This is a genomic window from Pseudarthrobacter sp. 05T312 (assembly GCF_056396685.1).
Genome location: NZ_JBFTLY010000020.1, coordinates 52554 through 69868, shown reverse-complemented (window position 1 = coordinate 69868; position 17315 = coordinate 52554). Strand labels below are relative to the sequence as shown.

Sequence of the window (17315 nt, the reverse complement as noted above, 5' to 3'; positions counted from 1 at the left end):
TACCCTATTGGTCTCTTGCATTGGTTAAGTTGTCTGCGAGGTGAACCCTCGATGCATCCCCCAGGTCAGCGGTCAGAGGACGGCGATGGCGCGGTCCGTTGGCGCGACGGGTGCAGGAAGGATGGTGCTTCCCATCAGGTACTTGTCCACCGCGGCGGCAGCTGCGCGGCCCTCGGCGATGGCCCACACGATCAGGGACTGCCCGCGGCCGGCGTCACCGGCAACGAACACACCTTCGGTGTTGGTCATGTAGTAGCCGTCACGTGCCACGTTGCCGCGGCCGTCGAACTCAGCGCTGACCTGCTCGGTGATTCCGGCAGGTTCGGCGCCGGTGAAGCCCAGGGACAGGAACACCAGGTCGGCGGGGATGATCCGCTCGGTGCCGGCCTTGGGGAGCCGCTTGCCGTCCACGAACTCGGTCTCGGCCACCTTCACCCCGGTGAGCTTGCCGTTTTCGCCAACGAACTCGACGGTGGAGGCGAGGTAGGTGCGTTCGCCGCCTTCCTCGTGTGCGCTGGCCATCTCGAAGAGGGTGGGGAACGTCGGCCAGGGCTGGTGGCTGGCCCGCTCGGCCGGCGGCTGCTTGCCGATGGCCAGGGTGGTGACGGACGCGGCGCCGTGGCGGTGGGCGGTGCCCAGGCAGTCGGCACCGGTGTCGCCGCCGCCCAGGATCACCACATGCTTGCCGTGGGCGTTGATCTGGTTCTCGATGGTTTCCCCGGCCACCGCGCGGTTGGCGGGCACCAGGTAGTCCATGGCGAAGTGGACGCCGTCCAGGTCACGGCCCGGGATGGGCAGGTCGCGCGGGACGGTGGCACCGGTGCAGACCACGACGGCGTCGTAGCGCCTGCGCAGCTGCTCCCAAGTGACGTCGGTGCCCACGGACACGCCGGTCCGGAAGCGGGTGCCTTCCGCCTTCATCTGCTCGACGCGGCGGTCCACCTGCTCTTTTTCCATCTTGAAGTCGGGGATGCCGTACCGCAGCAGTCCGCCGATCTTGTCGTCCCGCTCGTAGACGGCAACGGTGTGGCCCACCCGGGTGAGCTGCTGGGCGACGGCGAGGCCGGCGGGGCCGGAGCCGACCACCGCAACGGTCTTGCCGGTGAGGCGCGTGGGCGGCAGCGGGCTGACCCAGCCGTTGTCCCAGGCCTCGTCGATGATCGACACTTCCACCTGCTTGATGGTCACGGCGGGCTGGTTGATGCCCAGCACGCAGGACGCCTCGCAGGGGGCCGGGCAGAGCCGGCCCGTGAACTCGGGGAAGTTGTTGGTGGCGTGCAGGCGCTCGATTGCTTCATCGCCCTTGTCCCGCCACATGAGGTCGTTCCACTCGGGGATGAGGTTTCCCAGCGGGCAGCCCTGGTGGCAGAAGGGAACACCACAGTCCATGCAGCGCCCGGCCTGGGCTTTCAGCGTGCCCTTTTCCTGCGCTTCGTAAACCTCTTTCCAGTCCATGATGCGGACGGGAACAGGGCGGCGTGGCTGGGTTTCACGCTGGCGTACTTTCAGAAATCCGCGTGGATCAGCCACCGGTAACCTCCAGGATTCGAGACCATACTTCTTCGCCGTCGGGGTCAAGGCCCTCTTCGATGGCGTCGAGACGGGTTTGCAGCACGGCCGCGTAGTCGCGCGGCAGCACCTTGGTGATGCGGGCAGCGGTGTCATCGAAGTTCTCGAGGAGGCGTGCCGCCAGCTGGGAGTCAGTTTCTTCCTCGTGCTTGACCAGCAGGTTGTGGACGATGTCGCGGTCCTCGGAGTCCAGCTCGCGGAGCTGCAGCTCGCCGGACTCCAGCGCCTGCTTGTTGACGCGGGTGGTCCGCAGGTCCAGGACGTAGGCGGTACCGCCGGACATGCCCGCGCCGAAGTTACGGCCGGTGCGTCCGATGATCAGCGTCTGGCCACCGGTCATGTACTCGCAGCCGTGGTCGCCAATGCCTTCGACGACGGCCGTGGCACCGGAGTTGCGGACCAGGAAGCGTTCGCCCACCTGGCCGCGCAGGAACATCTCGCCGCTGGTGGCGCCGTAGCCGATCACGTTGCCGGCGATGACGTTGGTCTCCGCCTTGAACACGTTGGTACGGTCCGGGCGGACGATGATCCGGCCGCCGGACAGGCCCTTGCCCACGTAGTCGTTCGAGTCGCCGTACAGCCGCAGGGTGATGCCCGCCGGCAGGAAGGCGCCCAGGGACTGGCCGGCGGTGCCGTTCAGCGTCACGTCGATGGTGTCGGTGGCCAGGACGTCGGTACCAAAGGTCTTGGTCACCACGTGGCCCAGCATGGTGCCCACCGAGCGGTCGGTGTTGATGACGTCCACGGTGATCTTGACCGGGCTGCGGTCCGTCAGCGCCTCAGTAGCCATGGTGATCAGGCGCTGGTCGAAGTGCTTGTCCAGCTCGTGGTTCTGGCCGGTCATGTTCCGCAGCGGCGCGTCGTCGTCGAACTCCAGGCCGTGCAGGATCGGGTCCAGGTCCAGGCCGTCGGCCTTCCAGTGGTCCACCGCGTCGCGGGTGTCCAGGACCTCGGCGTGGCCGATGGCCTCCTCGAGGCTCCGGAAGCCAAGCTCCGCCAGGATCTCGCGGACTTCCTCGGCCAGGAACTCGAAGAAATTGACCACGAACTCCGGCTTGCCGCTGAAGCGGGCCCGCAGCTCGGGGTTCTGCGTGGCGACGCCCACCGGGCACGTGTCCAGGTGGCAGACGCGCATCATGATGCAGCCTTCCACCACCAGCGGGGCCGTGGCGAACCCGAACTCCTCACCACCCAGGAGGGCGGCGATGACGACGTCGCGGCCGGTCTTGAGCTGGCCGTCCACCTGCACCACCACACGGTCGCGCAGGCCGTTGAGCATGAGCGTCTGCTGGGTCTCGGCCAGGCCGAGCTCCCAGGGAACGCCGGCGTGCTTGAGGGAGTTCAGCGGCGAGGCGCCGGTGCCGCCGTCATGTCCGGAGACAAGGACGACGTCGGCCTTCGCCTTGGTCACGCCGGACGCCACGGTGCCGATCCCCACCTCAGAGACAAGCTTTACGTGGACGCGGGCCGAGGGGTTGGCGCGCTTGGCATCGTAGATGAGCTGCGCCAGGTCCTCGATCGAGTAGATGTCGTGGTGCGGGGGCGGGGAGATCAGTCCGACGCCCGGGGTTGAGTGCCGCGTTCGGGCCACCCACGGGTAGACCTTCTGCGCCATCAGCTGGCCGCCTTCGCCGGGCTTGGCACCCTGCGCCATCTTGATCTGGATGTCGTCGGCGTTGGTCAGGTAGAGGCTGGTCACGCCGAAACGGCCGGACGCGATCTGCTTGACGGCGGAGCGGCGCTTCGGGTCGAGCAGGCGGTCCACATCCTCGCCGCCCTCACCGGTGTTGGACTTGCCGCCCAGCTGGTTCATGGCGATGGCCAGCGTCTCGTGGGCCTCCTGGGAGATGGAGCCGTAGCTCATCGCACCGGTGGAGAACCGCTTGACGATGCTGGAGACCGGCTCCACTTCCTCAAGGGGAACGGAGGGGCGTTCGTTGTTGAACTTGAGCAGGCCGCGGAGCGTCATGAGGTTGGTGGACTGGTCGTCCACTCCCCTGGTGTACGCCTTGAAGATGTCGTAGCGGCGCTCACGCGTGGCGTGCTGCAGCCGGAAGACGGTCTCCGGGTTGAACAGGTGCGGCTCGCCGTCGCGGCGCCACTGGTACTCGCCGCCGCCCAGGAGCGGACGGTGCGGCTGTTCGATGCCGCCCTCCGGGTAGGCCATCTGGTGCCGGGCGGAGACCTCGGCGGCGATGACGTCCAGGCCCACGCCGCCCAGCTGGGAGTGCGTGCCGGCGAAGAATTCGTCCACCAGGTCCTGGCCCAGGCCCAGTGCCTCGAAGGTCTGGGCACCGGTGTAGGAGGCCACCGTGGAGATGCCCATCTTGGACATGATCTTCAGGACGCCCTTGCCCAGGCCCTTGATGAGGTTGTAGACGCCGTCCTGCGGGGTCACGCCGGTGACGTCGCCGGCTGCGATGAGCTGCTCAACGGATTCCATGGCGAGGTACGGGTTGACGGCGGAGGCGCCGTAGCCGATCAGGACTGCCACGTGGTGCGTCTCGCGGACGTCGCCGGCCTCGACCACAAGGGCGGTCTTGGTGCGGTTGGCGCTGCGCAGTAGGTGGTGGTGCACGGCGCTGACCAGCAGCAGCGACGGGATGGGCGCCCACTGGGCGTTGGAGTCACGGTCGGAGAGCACGATGTACTGCACGCCGCGGTTGATGGCACCGGAGACCTGCTCGCAGATTTCGGTGAGCCGGGCGCGGAGCGCGTTTTCGCCGCCTTCGGGGCGGTACAGGCCGCGGACCTTCATGGCCACGCGGTTGCCGTCGGCGTCCTCGATGTTGGCGATCTTGGCGAGCTGGTCGTTGTTGATCACCGGGAAAGGCAACTGGACCTGGGGCTGGCGGACCTGCTTGGTGTCCAGCAGGTTGCCGTTGGGTCCGATGGCGCAGGTCAGCGAGGTGACCAGTTCTTCGCGGATGGCGTCCAGTGGCGGGTTGGTGACCTGCGCAAAGGATTGCACGAAGTAGTCGAACAGCAGGCGCGGGCGCTTGGAGAGCACTGCAACGGGGGTGTCGGAACCCATGGCACCGAGGGGCTCGGCGCCGGTGCGGGCCATGGGGCCCAGCAGGATTTTCAGTTCCTCGGTGGTGTAGCCGAAGGTGCGCTGGCGGATGTTCACGGACGCGGCGGTGTGGACCACGTGCTCACGCTCGGGCAGGTCGTTGAGGTCGATCAGGTTGTCCTTGACCCACTCGGCCCACGGGTTGGCCGCGGCCACTTCGGCCTTGACCTCTTCGTCGTCGATGATGCGGCCGGCGTCGGTGTCCACCAGGAACATCTTGCCCGGGGACACCCGGCCCTTCTTGACCACCTTGGAGGGTTCGACGTCGATCACGCCCACCTCGGAGGCGAAGACGATCAGACCGTCCTCGGTGATCCAGAAGCGGCCGGGACGCAGCCCGTTGCGGTCCAGGGTGGCGCCCACGAGGTTGCCGTCGGTGAAGGAGACGGCGGCGGGGCCATCCCAGGGTTCCATCAGCAGCGAGTGGTATTCGTAGAAGGCACGGCGGGCCGGATCCATGGTGGCGTGGTTTTCCCAGGCCTCCGGGATCATCATCATGATCGAGTGCGTGATGGGGCGGCCTGAAAGCCACAACAGTTCCGCTACCTCATCGAAGGAGGCGGAGTCAGAGGCACCCGGGGTGCAGATGGGGTACAGCTCTTCGGGCGAGTCACCCAGCAGCGGGTTGGCAAGCTGCGACTGGCGGGCGCGCATCCAGTTCCGGTTGCCCTTGACGGTGTTGATTTCACCGTTGTGGGCGATGGTCCGGAACGGCTGCGCAAGCGGCCAGGACGGGAAGGTGTTGGTGGAGAAGCGCGAGTGCACGATCGCGAGCTTGGTCTTGAACCGCTTGTCCGACAGGTCCGGGTAGAACGGTTCCAGCTGCGCGGTGGTGAGCATGCCCTTGTACACAATGGTGCGGGAGGACAGCGAGGGGAAGTACACGCCGAACTTGTTCTGGGCGCGCTTGCGGATCCGCCAGGCGCGGGAGTCCAGCTCGTTGCGGTCCAGTTCCTCGCCGTTGGCGGAAGCCAGGAACGGCTGGGAGAAGTACGGCATGCAGGCACGGGCCATGGCGCCTACCAGGTCGGCAACCACCGGCACTTCACGCCAGCCGAGGACCTTCAGGCCCTCGTCGGCGGCCAGGCCTTCGATGCCTGCCTTGGCGGCGTCGGCCTCCCGCTGCTCGGCAGGAAGGAACGCGGTGCCTGCAACGTACTGGCCTGGGGCCGGGAGCTCGAACTCGGTGACGGCCCGGAAGAACTCGTCGGGGATCTGCATGAGCAGGCCCGCGCCGTCGCCGGTTCCCTCGTCGGCGCCCACGGCGCCGCGGTGCTCAAGGTTGCGCAGTGCGGTCAGGGCGGCATCGACGATGTCGTACCCGGGTTCGCCGCGGAGCGTCGCAATGATGGCGAGCCCGCAGGCGTCCTTCTCCTGTTCCGGGTTGTACAGCCCGGCGGCCTCCGGCATGGCTGCGAAGCGCTTGAACGGCGACACTGCAGCCTCAGGCTGATCCGGTCCGGACCAGCTGGGAGTGTTAAGAGTTTGGGTCATGGGAGACGTCCTTCCTCCTGATCGTGCGTATGGAAGGGACACCGTTGGCCCCACTCGTCGGCGCCGTTGCAAGGGCACAACAAAGTGTTGATTACTGGAAATTGTAGGTCAGCGCAGCCTGCTGAACTAACGGTTACGCAGGCACCTGCCCGGGGCAACACCGGACAGCAGCTTCACGCTGTCCGGACGGTGCCCCATGCCACGACATTGTGGTTTCGGGCTCTTCGAGCGGTGGCTCTACTGCCCTGCCTGGCCGGCGCCCTACTTTCCGGTGCCGGCCTCCGACGCGGGTCCCGTGGCTGTGCTGCCGGAATGTCCGGCAGCCGTTGCATCCGTTCCGGGCTTTGAGCCGGCCGGTGCCGCCGCGGCTTCTTCCGTGGGGTCGGAAGCATGCCTGGAACCGCTGTGGTTATCAGGGAGATTACCACGCGAATCACTATCTGAGACAACATTGTCCGGATCGCGGACCTCTGTGACGGTCTCAGAAAGTGGTCCGGCCGTAACAGGCTGGTCCGGTTCATGGCCCGCAAGGTAGACAGTGTCCGGCTCCGGCCGGCCCTTGAGCCCCAGGATAATGAAGGCGGCCAAGGCAGCCAGGAAGACGAAGATGCTGGTCCAGACATTGAGCCGGGTGGTGATGCCCAGGATGCTGATCTGCTCGGCGTCGTCGATACGCATGGCTTCAATCCAGACGCGGCCCAGCGTGTAATACATGGCGTACAGCCAGAAGAGCCTGCTCCGCCGGAAACTGAAACGCCGGTCCAGGGCCAGGAGGATCGCGACGCCGGCCAGGTTCCACAGCGACTCGTAAAGGAATGTCGGGTGGAAAAGGGTGTCGGCGGGCATTCCGGCGGGAAAGTTGGGGTTGTTGGCGTCGATCTGCAGGCCCCACGGCAGGGTGGTTGGTCCGCCGAAGAGTTCCTGGTTGAAGTAGTTGCCCCAGCGGCCGATGGCCTGGGCCAGGAGCAGGCCCGGCGCGGCGGCATCGACGAAGGCGCTGAGCTTGACGCCGCTGCGCCGGCAGCCGATCCAGGCACCCACGGCACCGAGGACGACGGCGCCCCAGATTCCCAGCCCGCCGCGCTGGATTTGCGGAATCAGGGAGAGGTCTCCAGTGCCGTTGAAGCCGGGGCCGAAGTAAGCGTCCGGGGACGAGACCACATGGTAGAGCCGGCCGCCGATGATGCCGAAGGGGATGGCCCAGATGACGATGTCCCAGACGCTGCCTTCAGGGGCGCCGCGCTTGGCCCAGCGGACGGACGTCAGCCACAGGCCCACCACGATGCCGGCCAGGATGCACAGCGCATAGGCGTGGATCCTCAGGCTGCCCCACGGGAGGGGGATGTCGAAGCCGGACCAGTCCGGGCTGGGGATGCTGGCGGACACCAACGTGGGTGCCAGGGCGGTTGCCTGAAGGAGCGCCTGCACGGTTACGCCCCGGTTTCCTGCGTAAGGCCGGATTCCCGGCTCAGCCCGGTGGCGAGGTCCTTGGTGAGGGCGCCGACGGCGTCCACTCCCCCGTCGCGGAGCGCTGCCACCAAGGCGGTGCCCACGATGACGCCTTCGGCGTAGGCGGCGATTTCGCGGACCTGGTCCGCGGTGGAGACGCCCAGGCCCACGCAGACGCGTTCTGCGCCTGCGCCGTGCGCGGCTGCCACAACATCCTTGGCGGCCGTGCTGACGGATGTCCGGGCACCCGTGACGCCCATGATGGACACGGCGTAGACGAAGCCGCGGCTTGCGTCCACGGTCCGCTGCATGCGCTCGGCCGTGGAGGACGGTGCCACGAGGAATACCCGGTCCAGGCCGTACTTGTCAGAGGCTGCCATCCATTCGGCGGCCTCGTCCGGAATCAAGTCCGGGGTGATGAGCCCGGCGCCGCCGGCCTCCGAGAGCCGCCGGGAGAATTCATCCACGCCCATGCGGACCACGGGGTTCCAGTAGGTCATGACCAGGACGGCGGCATCGGTCTTGCTGGTGATGCCGGCTACGACGTCGAACACCTGGCTGACGTGGAAGCCGTTGGCCAGGGCCTCGGTGGTGGCCGTCTGGATGACCTGGCCGTCCATGACGGGATCGGAGTAGGGGATGCCGATTTCGATCAGGTCGGCACCGTTCTCCGCGAGGGCAATGCCCGCGGCGATGGTGTCCTCCACGGTGGGGTAGCCGGCGGGGAGGTAGCCGATCAGGGCCGAACGCCCCTGGGAGCGCGCCCTGTCGATGGCCGCTGCCGACTTGCTGGTGGTCCCTGCCTGGCTGGCGATGTCTGCGCTGTTCACAGCTGCTCCCCCTCTTTGCCGATTTCGGATTCGGCGGAATTCTTGTCCAGCAGGTCAAACCATTCGGCGGCGGTGGCCACGTCCTTGTCGCCGCGTCCGGACAGGTTGACGATCACGATCTTGTCGCCGGCGGAGGCCGGGTCTTCGGCGGCGAGCCGCTGGCCCACCTTGATGGCACCTGCCAGTGCGTGCGAGGACTCGATGGCAGGGATAATGCCTTCGGTGCGGCACAGGAGACGGAAGGCTTCCATCGCCTCACCGTCCGTGATGGGCTCGTAGCTCACCCGTCCAATGTCGGCCAGGTAGGAATGCTCCGGCCCGACGCCCGGGTAGTCCAGGCCGGCGGAGATGGAATGCGACTCTATGGTCTGCCCGTCGTCGTCCTGCATCAGGTAGGAGCGTGCGCCGTGGAGCACACCGGGCTTGCCCAGGGTGATGGTGGCGGCGTGCCGGCCGGTCTCCACGCCTTCGCCGCCAGCTTCGAACCCGTAGATCTTCACGCTGGGATCATCCAGGAACCCGTGGAAGATGCCGATGGCGTTGGAGCCGCCGCCGATGCACGCGCAGACAGCATCGGGGAGCCGGCCCTCCTGCTCCAGGATCTGGGCGCGGGCTTCCTCACCGATGACTTCGTGGAAGTACCGGACCATGGCGGGGAACGGGTGGGCACCTGCCGCGGTGCCCAGCAGGTAGTGCGTGTTGGACACGTTGGCCACCCAGTCCCGGAGGGCTTCGTTAATGGCGTCCTTAAGGGTCTGGGATCCGCTGGTCACGGGAATGACCTTGGCGCCCAGCAACTCCATGCGGGCTACGTTCAGGGCCTGGCGGCGGCAGTCCTCGGCGCCCATGTACACCACGCACTCCATGCCCATCAGGGCGGCGGCGGTGGCACTGGCCACGCCGTGCTGGCCGGCGCCGGTTTCGGCGATGATGCGGGTCTTGCCCATGCGCTTGGCGAGCAGTGCCTGGCCCAGTACGTTGTTAATCTTGTGCGATCCCGTGTGGTTCAGGTCCTCGCGCTTGAGGAACACCCGCACTCCCCCGGCGTGCTGGGAAAACCGCTTGGCTTCCGTGAGCAGTGACGGCCTGCCGGAGTAGTTCTTGTTAAGGTCGGCAATCTGCGCCCGGAACTCGGGATCGTCTTTGGCCTTGTTGAAGGTCTCTTCGAGTTCGTCCAGGGCAGCAATGAGCGACTCAGGCATCCATCGCCCGCCGTAGTTGCCGAAGTACGGCCCGGGGGCGTGGCGGAGGGATCCGCCCTGCAGGAATGCTTCCGCGGTCTTGTTGTCAGCGTTTCCCGAGGGTGCGTCAGCCATCAGTCCTGTCCTGTTCGGTTGGTTGTGGTCAAAAGTGTGCGGCTCCGGCCGGTGGCCGGAAATGTGTGCCTGCCCTGCGGGGCCCCAACTGCCGGCCCCGCAGGATGAATGCTGTGTGCCTCAGGCGCGGGCAGCTATGGCGGCGGCGCCGGCAGCGGTGAACTCGGCGATGCGTTCCCGGGGAGTTGCGTGGCTTACCAGCGCTTCGCCCACCAGGATGGCGTTCGCGCCGCTGGCGGCGTATTGCGTCACGTCGTCGGCATCCCGGACACCTGACTCGGCCACCACCACGGCCTCTGCGGGGATCATCCCGGCAAGCGAGGCAAAGACGGAACGGTCGACGTCGAGCGTCTTCAAGTTGCGTACATTGACGCCGATAATGCGGGCGTTGGCCGCCACGGCCCGCTCGATTTCCTCCTCCGTGTGCGTCTCCACCAGGACGTTCATGCCGAGCTCCCGGCTGAGGGCGCTGAACTCGGTGAGCTGGGCGTCCGACAAGGCCGCCACGATGAGCAGGATGAGGTCGGCGCCGTGGGCACGGGCTTCCCAGATCTGGTACTCGTCGAGCGTGAAGTCCTTGCGCAGCAGCGGGATGTCGACGGCGGCGCGCACGGCATCGAGGTCGGCCAGGGACCCGTTGAAGCGGCGCTGCTCGGTGAGGACGCTGATGACGGAGGCACCGCCGTCGGCGTACTGCCTGGCGAGCGACGCCGGGTCCCCGATGCTCGCGAGATCGCCCTTGGAGGGGCTGCGGCGCTTGATTTCGGCGATGACTTTCAGCTGTTCCCGGGTTGGGGAGGTTCCACCGAGGGCTGCCCAGGCGTCGCGGGCGGGTGCCGCGGCCTGGGCCAGGTCCTTCAGCTCAGCCAGGGTAACGAGGCGCTTCCTGGCGTCCATATCCTCCCTGACACCGGCGTTGATGTCATCGAGAACAGTGGCCATCAGTGGCCGGAGTTCTTCAGCTTGCTGCCCTCGACGCCGTAGCCGGCCTTGCGCATGACGTAACCAAGGATCAGGCCGATCACCATGACAACGGCGCCGCCGATGAAGATGGGGGTGCTGGCGATGACGAAGGCAATGGCTGCGATGAGCGCGCCGACGAGCATGACGATAACGCAGGTCCATGCGGCCGGGCTGTTGCCGTGGCCAAGTTCCTGGCTGTGGTCAATGGCGCCCGGGGCGACCTGTCGGGTGCCGGACTTGGAAACGGACGCAGGTGCTTTGCTCATGGAAAATCTCCTCAGGGTGGATACTGCTTACATTCTGCCATTTTTTGGCCGCCGCCCGCGTACCGCAGGACTGGACGCCCGGCCGGCGGTGGCAGCCGAAGGCCTTAGGTCGGGTCCTCGCCGCGGGAAAGCCGGTCCCAGCTGTCGATCTCGTCCACCGGCCCTGCCGCTGCAACGGTCCCGGCGGCGCCGGGTGCGTCATATTTCGTCCGCGTCTTCCAGTAACGCGAGGCGGGCAGGATCAGCAGCGCGCCCAGGGCCAGCAGGCAGCCGGCGACGACGGCGAGCACGGGAAAGGCGGTGAGCTCAACGTGTGCCTGGCTGCCGGAGATCCCGGTGGCCCCTGCGATAGTGCCCTGCGCCGCCGCGAGCGGATCCGCCAAGACCATGGCTGCGGCGGTGACCACCCCGGCTGCAGCAAGGAGGATGATGGCCGTGATGACCCACCGGGCAATCCTGCCCGCGATGGCAGCGGCAAGCCCCCCGGCCAGCGCCACCAGTGCCAGTGCCGTCACGGTGGTGGCGGCTTTGCTGCCCTGCACCTGGATGGCGCTTTGCGTGGCCCCGGCCTGGCCCACCTGGTTGGGGTCGAGGGTGGCTGTCATCCAGGTTTGGGTGGTGGTGCCGAAGGCGGCCAGCGCGAGGAGCGTGATCAGCAGCACCAGCGTGGACTTGCGCGCCCAGACGGGCGTCCGGCGTGCCTTCCCGGGCGTGCCGGCACCGCCGGTTGTGCCGGCCTTGCCTGCGGGGCCCACCGCTGCTCCGGAATCAGGCATCAGGAATCAGTCCCGCCGGGGAGGGATTCCGCCGAAATGTTGTGCAGGGATCCGGCGGTGTGGACCGCGCGCAGCGGAGCGGCCGCCTTGTTGACCGTTTCCATGGCCTCGGTGGGGTTCACCGAGTCTGCCACGATGCCGCCCCCGGCCTGCACGTAGGCGCGCCCCTCCCGGAGCAGCGCGGACCTGATGGCGATGGCCATGTCCATGTCGCCGGCGAAGTCGAGGTAGCCCACCACGCCGCCGTAGATGCCGCGTCGGTGCGGTTCCAGTTCATCGAGGAGGCGCAGCGCCCTGGGCTTGGGGGCTCCGGAGAGGGTGCCGGCCGGGAACGTGGCCTTCAGGACGTCGTAGGCCTTGGCCTGCGGGGCGAGCCGCCCCACCACGGTGGATACCAGGTGCATGATGTGGCTGAAGCGCTCCACCTCCATGAACTGGGTGACATCCACCGTGCCGGCAACGCAGACCTTGGAGAGGTCGTTGCGGGACAGGTCCACCAGCATCAGGTGCTCGGCGCGTTCTTTTTGGTCGGCCAGCAGTTCCTCGGCCAGCGCCTTGTCCGCTTCGACCGTCTTGCCGCGGGGGCGGGAGCCGGCGATGGGGTGGGTGATGACTTCCTCGCCCGTGACCGTCACCAGCGCCTCCGGGGAGGACCCGACGATGGAGTATTCGCGGCCCTCGGCGTCTTCGAGGCTGAAAATGTACATGTACGGGCTGGGGTTGGTGTTGCGGAGCACGCGGTAGACGTCCAGGGCGGATGCCTTGCATTCCATCTCAAAGCGGCGCGAGATGACCACCTGGAAGACTTCGCCGTCGACGATGGCTTCCTTGCCGCGGTCCAGGGCTGCCAGGTATTCGGCCTCGTCCCAGCGTTCCTGGACGCTGGAGGCGAAGTCCAGGGCGGCAGGTGCCAGCACGGACACGGGCTGCACCACGGGAGCGCTGATCCTTGCCAGGAGTTCCTTGACCCTGGCCACGGCGTCGTGCCAGGCCTCATCGACGCGCTCGGAGCTGTTGTCGAAGTTGATGGCGTTGGCGATGAGCAGGACCGTGCCGTCAACGTTGTCGTGCACGGCCATGTCCGTGACCAGGTTCAGGGCCATCTCCGGCAGGTGCAGATCGTCCTCCGGCGGGCTGACCAGCCGCTCCCAGTGCCGGACGGTTTCCCAGCCGAGGAAGCCCACCAGGCCGGACGTGAAGGGCGGCAGCCCTTCGAACCGGTCCGTTCGCAGGGCGTCGATGGTGTCACGGATGGCGTCCACCGGGCTGCCGCTGACCGGTACCCCGGCGGGCGGCTCGCCCAGCCAGTGCGCCTGGCCGTCCTTGGTGGTCAGCGTGGCCCGCGACCTGGCACCGATGAAGGAGTAGCGCGACCAGGCACCGCCGACGGCGGCAGATTCCATGAGGAAGGTGCCGGGCTGCCCTTGGGCCAGCTTCCGGTACAGGCCGATGGGGGTTTCGGCGTCGGCGAGGACCTTGAGCCGGACGGGAATGACGCGGCTGTGGCCGGCGAGTTCCCGGAACTCCTCAAGGCTGGGGCTGATGGTTCCGAGGTCCTGCATGGCTGTGCTTGTCCGCCTGTTCTTCGAAAGGCCCGGCGTCGCCGGTTCCTTGGATGTGCTTTGCTGGGATGCCTCCGGCCGGCTGGGGGCCGGCCCGGGCCGTGTGTTCCGCCTAGCCTGCCTGGCCTGCGACGACGTCAAGGTCCCTGCCGTCGAAGCAGGTCCGGGTGCCGGTGTGGCAGGCGGCACCTACCTGGTCGACGCGCACCAGGAGGGCGTCGCCGTCGCAGTCCATGGCCACGGATTTGACCCACTGGACGTGTCCGGAGGTGTCCCCCTTGCGCCAGTACTCCTGGCGGGAGCGGGAGTAGAACGTCACGCGTCCGGTGGTCATGGTGCGGTGCAGGGCTTCGTCGTCCATCCAGCCGAGCATGAGCACTTCGTTCGTGTCATACTGCTGCACAACAGCGGCTACCAGGCCCGCCCCATCCCGCTTCAGGGCGGCGGCCACCTCCATGGGAAGCGGGCTCGCCGGTGCGGATCCGACGGACGACGCCGGCACGTGGGACACGGCGGATCCTGCGGTTTGGACGGGGGTTGGCTGCTCAGACATCGCCTCAAGTCTAGTGCCTCGGCCGGACCGTTCTCCTGTTGTGAACAACGGCACGCCACCGGCCGCCACAGTGCTGCCCATCTCCACACCACTCGTGCTAGTTTCACAAGTGATGCATTTCGTCGAACCGTCCCGAGAAGTCCTGGCCGAAACCCTGCTTGCGGCCGGCCCTGATGCGCCCACGCTGTGCAAGGGCTGGCGTACCAGGGACCTTGCCGCGCACCTTTACCTGCGCGAGCGGAAGGCCGCCGTCGGGCTCGGTTTGATCATCAAGCGCCTGGCCAAGGCTTCCGACCAGGCCACCGCGAAGCTGGCCGCCAAGCTCACCACCAACGAGGACTACGCCCGGCTGGTGAACACCTTCCGCGCCGGGCCGCCTGCCCTCTCCCCGATGAGCATCCGTGCGCTGGACGAGAGCGCCAACCTGATCGAGTACTTCGTCCACACGGAGGACGTCCGGCGCGCCGTGGACCGGTGGGCGCCCAGGGCACTGGACGAGGCCTACTCGGATGCGTTGTGGGACGAACTGGTCAAACGCGCTGCCATCCTCTATCGCGGCGTGGACCTGGGCATTGTCTTGGTCCGGCCCTCCGGCCCCCGCCACGTCGCCAAGCGCGCACCGGTTTCCGTAGCCATCGTCGGTGAGCCGGGCGAACTGCTGATGCACGCCCATGGCCGCACCCGCCACGCCCTGGTCACCTTCGAAGGCCAGCCCGACGCCGTCGCCCTCCTCCAGTCAGCCGAAGTAGGGCTGTAACGGAACCCGGTGATTAAGCCTGTCGAAATCCCCTTTCGACAGGTTCAAGCACAGTCGGCTGGCGCCACAGCTGCTACCTGACTTCGAAGCCTGCTTCGCGGATGGCGTCCTTGACCTGGGACATCATGTTGTCCGGGCCCCAGTGGAAGATTGAGGCAGCCAGGACGGCGTCCGCGCCGGCCGCGACGGCGGGCGGAAAGTGCGCCGGCTCCCCCGCACCGCCGGAGGCGATGATCGGTACCCTGACGGCGGCCCGGACCAGCTTGATGAGTTCGAGGTCGAAGCCGTCCTTGGTGCCGTCGGCATCGATGGAGTTCAGCAGGATCTCCCCGACGCCGCGGTCGGCTGCTTCCCTGGCCCATTCGATGGCGTCGATCCCGGTGCCGGTGCGGCCGCCGTGGGTGGTCACTTCGAAGCCCGAGGGCGTGGGCTTCGATCCGGGCCGGGTCCGGCGGGCGTCAACGGACAGGACCAGCACCTGGGAGCCGAAGTGCCGGGTGATCTCGTCGATGACGTCCGGGCGGGCCACTGCTGCCGTGTTGATGGAGGCTTTGTCCGCGCCGTAGCGGAGGAGCTTGTCCACCTCGGCCACGCCCCGGACGCCGCCGCCAACGGTGAGCGGAATGAAGACTTCCTCGGCGGTGCGCCGGACAACGTCGAAGGTGGTCTCCCGGTTGCCGGACGACGCGGTGACGTCGAGGAAGGTCAGTTCGTCGGCGCCGGCGTTGTCGTAGCGGTGGGCGAGTTCCACGGGGTCGCCGGCATCGCGGAGGCCCTCGAAGTTGACACCCTTGACGACGCGCCCGGCGTCGACGTCGAGGCAGGGAATGACGCGGACTGCTACTGCCATGGGTACTCCTGGAGATTCAGTGCTGCTGGGGGTCGCCGGTAATCAGACGGGGATCAGATGCGGCAGGCGTGGATGCTGCTGACCAGGATGGCGCGGGCGCCCAGATCGTACAGTTCGTCCATGATCCGGTTGGTTTCCTTCTTGGGGACCATGGACCGGACAGCCACCCAGTCGGAGTCGCGCAGCGGGGAGACCGTGGGCGATTCAAGCCCGGGGGTCAGGCTGGCGGCCTTCTCCACGAGCTCCTTGCGGATGTCGTAGTCCATCAGGACGTACTGGCGCGCCACCAGGACACCCTGGAGCCGCCGGATAAGGACCTCGATCTCCTTGGCCGTGCCGTTGGCTTCCCCGCCGGCACCGGTGCGCCGGATGAGGACAGCTTCGGATTTGAGGATGGGCTCGCCGAAGATTTCCATGCCGGCGGCCTTGAGGGTGTTGCCGGTTTCCACGACGTCGGCGATGGCGTCCGCGACGCCGAGGCGCACGGAGGATTCCACCGCGCCGTCGAGCCGGACCACCTTGGCGTTGATCCCGCGTTCGGCCAGGTAGTTGCGCAGCAGGCCGTCGTAGCTGGTGGCCAAGCGCTTTCCTTCGAGTTCGGCGGCGGAGCTGAAATCGCCCACCGGCCCGGCAAAACGGAACGTGGAGGCGGCGAATCCCAGCGGCAGGAGCTCTTCGGCTTCCACCTCGGCGTCCAGCAGCAGGTCGCGGCCGGTGATGCCGACGTCGAGAGTTCCCCGGCCGACGTAGACCGCAATGTCGCGGGGGCGGAGGAAGAAGAACTCAATGTCGTTGTCGGGGTCCACCATGACCAGCTCGCGGCCGTCGCGCCGCTGGCGGTATCCGGCTTCGGAGAGCATGGCGGAGGCGGCTTCGGACAGGGAGCCCTTGTTGGGGACGGCTACTCGCAGCATGGGGAATTCTTTCTGGGGTGGAAGGGTTGGTTTCAGGCAGTGCAGGCCACAGCGGGCCCGGCGGCAGGGCGCCGGACCGGTGGCTACAGATGCTTGTAAACGTCTTCCAGGGTCAGGCCTTTGGCGAGCATCAGGACCTGCAGGTGGTACAACAGCTGGGAGATTTCCTCGGCCGCAGCTTCATCGGATTCATATTCGGCAGCCATCCAGACTTCGGCTGCTTCCTCAACGACTTTTTTGCCGATGCCGTGAACACCGGACTCCAATTCAGCGACGGTGCGGGAGCCTTCCGGGCGGGTGGCTGCCTTCTCGCTGAGCTCAGCGAACAGCGTCTCGAAATTCTTCACGCCCTCCAGCCTACTTGCTGCGGACGCGGCGGCGCTTCCCGGGCGGTTGCATGACGGGCGCGATGTGAGGGAATACACACCGCGCCCGTGCGGCGCGCCGCGGCTTAGCTGCGGTATTGCTTGAGGACGACGGCGGTGGCCAGCGCCGCGGTGACGGCTTCGTGGCCCTTGTCCTCCTTGGAGCCGGGCAACCCGGCGCGGTCCAGCCCCTGCTGCTCGTTGTCGCAGGTGAGCACGCCGAAGCCCACCGGCACACCGGTGGCTACGCTGACGTCGGTGAGGCCCGACGTCGCAGCCTGGCAGACGTAGTCGAAGTGCGGGGTTCCGCCGCGGATTACGACGCCGAGGGCAACCACGGCGTCAAAGTGCGGTGCCAGGCGTGCGGCTGCCACCGGAAGCTCGAAGCTGCCCGGAACGCGCAGCACGGTGGGCTCGGGGATGCCGGCATCCTTGGCAGCGCGCAGGGCGCCGTCCAGGAGTCCGTCCATAATCTGGGTGTGCCAGCTGGCTGCGATGATTGCCAGCTTCAGCTGTGAGGTCTCAGCAGGGTTGAGGGTGCTGAGGTCGATGTCGGGGGCGCCGTGTCCGCTCATGGG

Annotated in this window: 15 protein-coding genes; 1 reads left to right on the top strand and 14 read right to left on the bottom strand. The window is 67.3% G+C overall.

Annotation, left to right across the window (positions count from 1 at the left end; genetic code table 11):
- Positions 1–72: 72 nt before the first annotated feature.
- The 10 genes from AC1DIP_RS19020 to hisI form a co-directional block, all read right to left on the bottom strand.
- Positions 73–1530 (bottom strand): glutamate synthase subunit beta, encoded by a 1458-nt coding sequence (locus tag AC1DIP_RS19020; RefSeq protein ID WP_477734686.1) that lies wholly within the window; start codon positions 1528–1530, stop codon positions 73–75.
- Positions 1523–6136, bottom strand: coding sequence for a glutamate synthase large subunit (gene gltB, locus AC1DIP_RS19015; RefSeq protein ID WP_477734685.1), 4614 nt, complete (start codon positions 6134–6136; stop codon positions 1523–1525). The genes AC1DIP_RS19020 and gltB overlap by 8 nt, the downstream gene beginning before the upstream one ends.
- A gap of 261 nt (positions 6137–6397) precedes the next feature.
- Positions 6398–7564, bottom strand: coding sequence for a prolipoprotein diacylglyceryl transferase (gene lgt, locus AC1DIP_RS19010; protein WP_477734684.1), 1167 nt, complete (start codon positions 7562–7564; stop codon positions 6398–6400).
- A 2-nt stretch (positions 7565–7566) separates the two neighbouring features.
- Complete coding sequence (trpA, locus tag AC1DIP_RS19005; RefSeq protein WP_476210706.1) at positions 7567–8415, bottom strand: tryptophan synthase subunit alpha; 849 nt, start codon at positions 8413–8415, stop codon at positions 7567–7569.
- The gene (gene trpB / locus AC1DIP_RS19000) at positions 8412–9731 is read right to left on the bottom strand and encodes a tryptophan synthase subunit beta (protein WP_477734683.1); all 1320 of its coding nucleotides are present in this window, start codon (positions 9729–9731) and stop codon (positions 8412–8414) included. The genes trpA and trpB overlap by 4 nt, the downstream gene beginning before the upstream one ends.
- A 120-nt stretch (positions 9732–9851) precedes the next feature.
- Positions 9852–10673, bottom strand: coding sequence for an indole-3-glycerol phosphate synthase TrpC (gene trpC, locus AC1DIP_RS18995; RefSeq protein ID WP_477734682.1), 822 nt, complete (start codon positions 10671–10673; stop codon positions 9852–9854).
- On the bottom strand, positions 10673–10960 hold the full coding sequence (locus AC1DIP_RS18990; RefSeq protein WP_141160741.1) for an HGxxPAAW family protein: 288 nt from the start codon (positions 10958–10960) through the stop codon (positions 10673–10675). The genes trpC and AC1DIP_RS18990 overlap by 1 nt, the downstream gene beginning before the upstream one ends.
- 104 nt (positions 10961–11064) lie before the next feature.
- Entirely contained in the window at positions 11065–11736 is a 672-nt protein-coding gene (locus tag AC1DIP_RS18985) for a Trp biosynthesis-associated membrane protein (RefSeq protein ID WP_477734681.1), read from the bottom strand.
- Positions 11736–13298 carry an anthranilate synthase component I gene (locus tag AC1DIP_RS18980; RefSeq protein WP_476210698.1) on the bottom strand — a complete coding sequence of 521 codons (1563 nt, stop codon included), beginning with the start codon at positions 13296–13298 and terminating at the stop codon, positions 11736–11738. The genes AC1DIP_RS18985 and AC1DIP_RS18980 overlap by 1 nt, the downstream gene beginning before the upstream one ends.
- Before the next feature lie 112 nt (positions 13299–13410).
- Positions 13411–13851 (bottom strand): phosphoribosyl-AMP cyclohydrolase, encoded by a 441-nt coding sequence (hisI, locus tag AC1DIP_RS18975; protein WP_477734680.1) that lies wholly within the window; start codon positions 13849–13851, stop codon positions 13411–13413.
- Between the two features lie 112 nt (positions 13852–13963).
- Between hisI and AC1DIP_RS18970 the strand changes: the two genes are divergently transcribed.
- The gene (locus AC1DIP_RS18970) at positions 13964–14608 is read left to right on the top strand and encodes a TIGR03085 family metal-binding protein (RefSeq protein WP_224025739.1); all 645 of its coding nucleotides are present in this window, start codon (positions 13964–13966) and stop codon (positions 14606–14608) included.
- Positions 14609–14681: 73 nt separating this feature from the next.
- Here AC1DIP_RS18970 and hisF read toward each other — a convergent pair whose 3' ends face one another.
- From hisF to ribH, 4 genes are all read right to left on the bottom strand, one after another.
- A complete protein-coding gene (hisF, locus tag AC1DIP_RS18965) occupies positions 14682–15458 on the bottom strand; it encodes an imidazole glycerol phosphate synthase subunit HisF (protein ID WP_476210693.1) in 777 nt (258 codons plus the stop codon).
- A 53-nt stretch (positions 15459–15511) separates the two neighbouring features.
- Positions 15512–16372, bottom strand: coding sequence for an ATP phosphoribosyltransferase (hisG, locus tag AC1DIP_RS18960; RefSeq protein ID WP_477734679.1), 861 nt, complete (start codon positions 16370–16372; stop codon positions 15512–15514).
- Between the two features lie 83 nt (positions 16373–16455).
- Positions 16456–16719, bottom strand: coding sequence for a phosphoribosyl-ATP diphosphatase (locus tag AC1DIP_RS18955; protein ID WP_009358176.1), 264 nt, complete (start codon positions 16717–16719; stop codon positions 16456–16458).
- 104 nt (positions 16720–16823) lie between these two features.
- The gene (ribH, locus tag AC1DIP_RS18950) at positions 16824–17312 is read right to left on the bottom strand and encodes a 6,7-dimethyl-8-ribityllumazine synthase (protein ID WP_476210686.1); all 489 of its coding nucleotides are present in this window, start codon (positions 17310–17312) and stop codon (positions 16824–16826) included.
- Positions 17313–17315 lie beyond the last annotated feature (3 nt).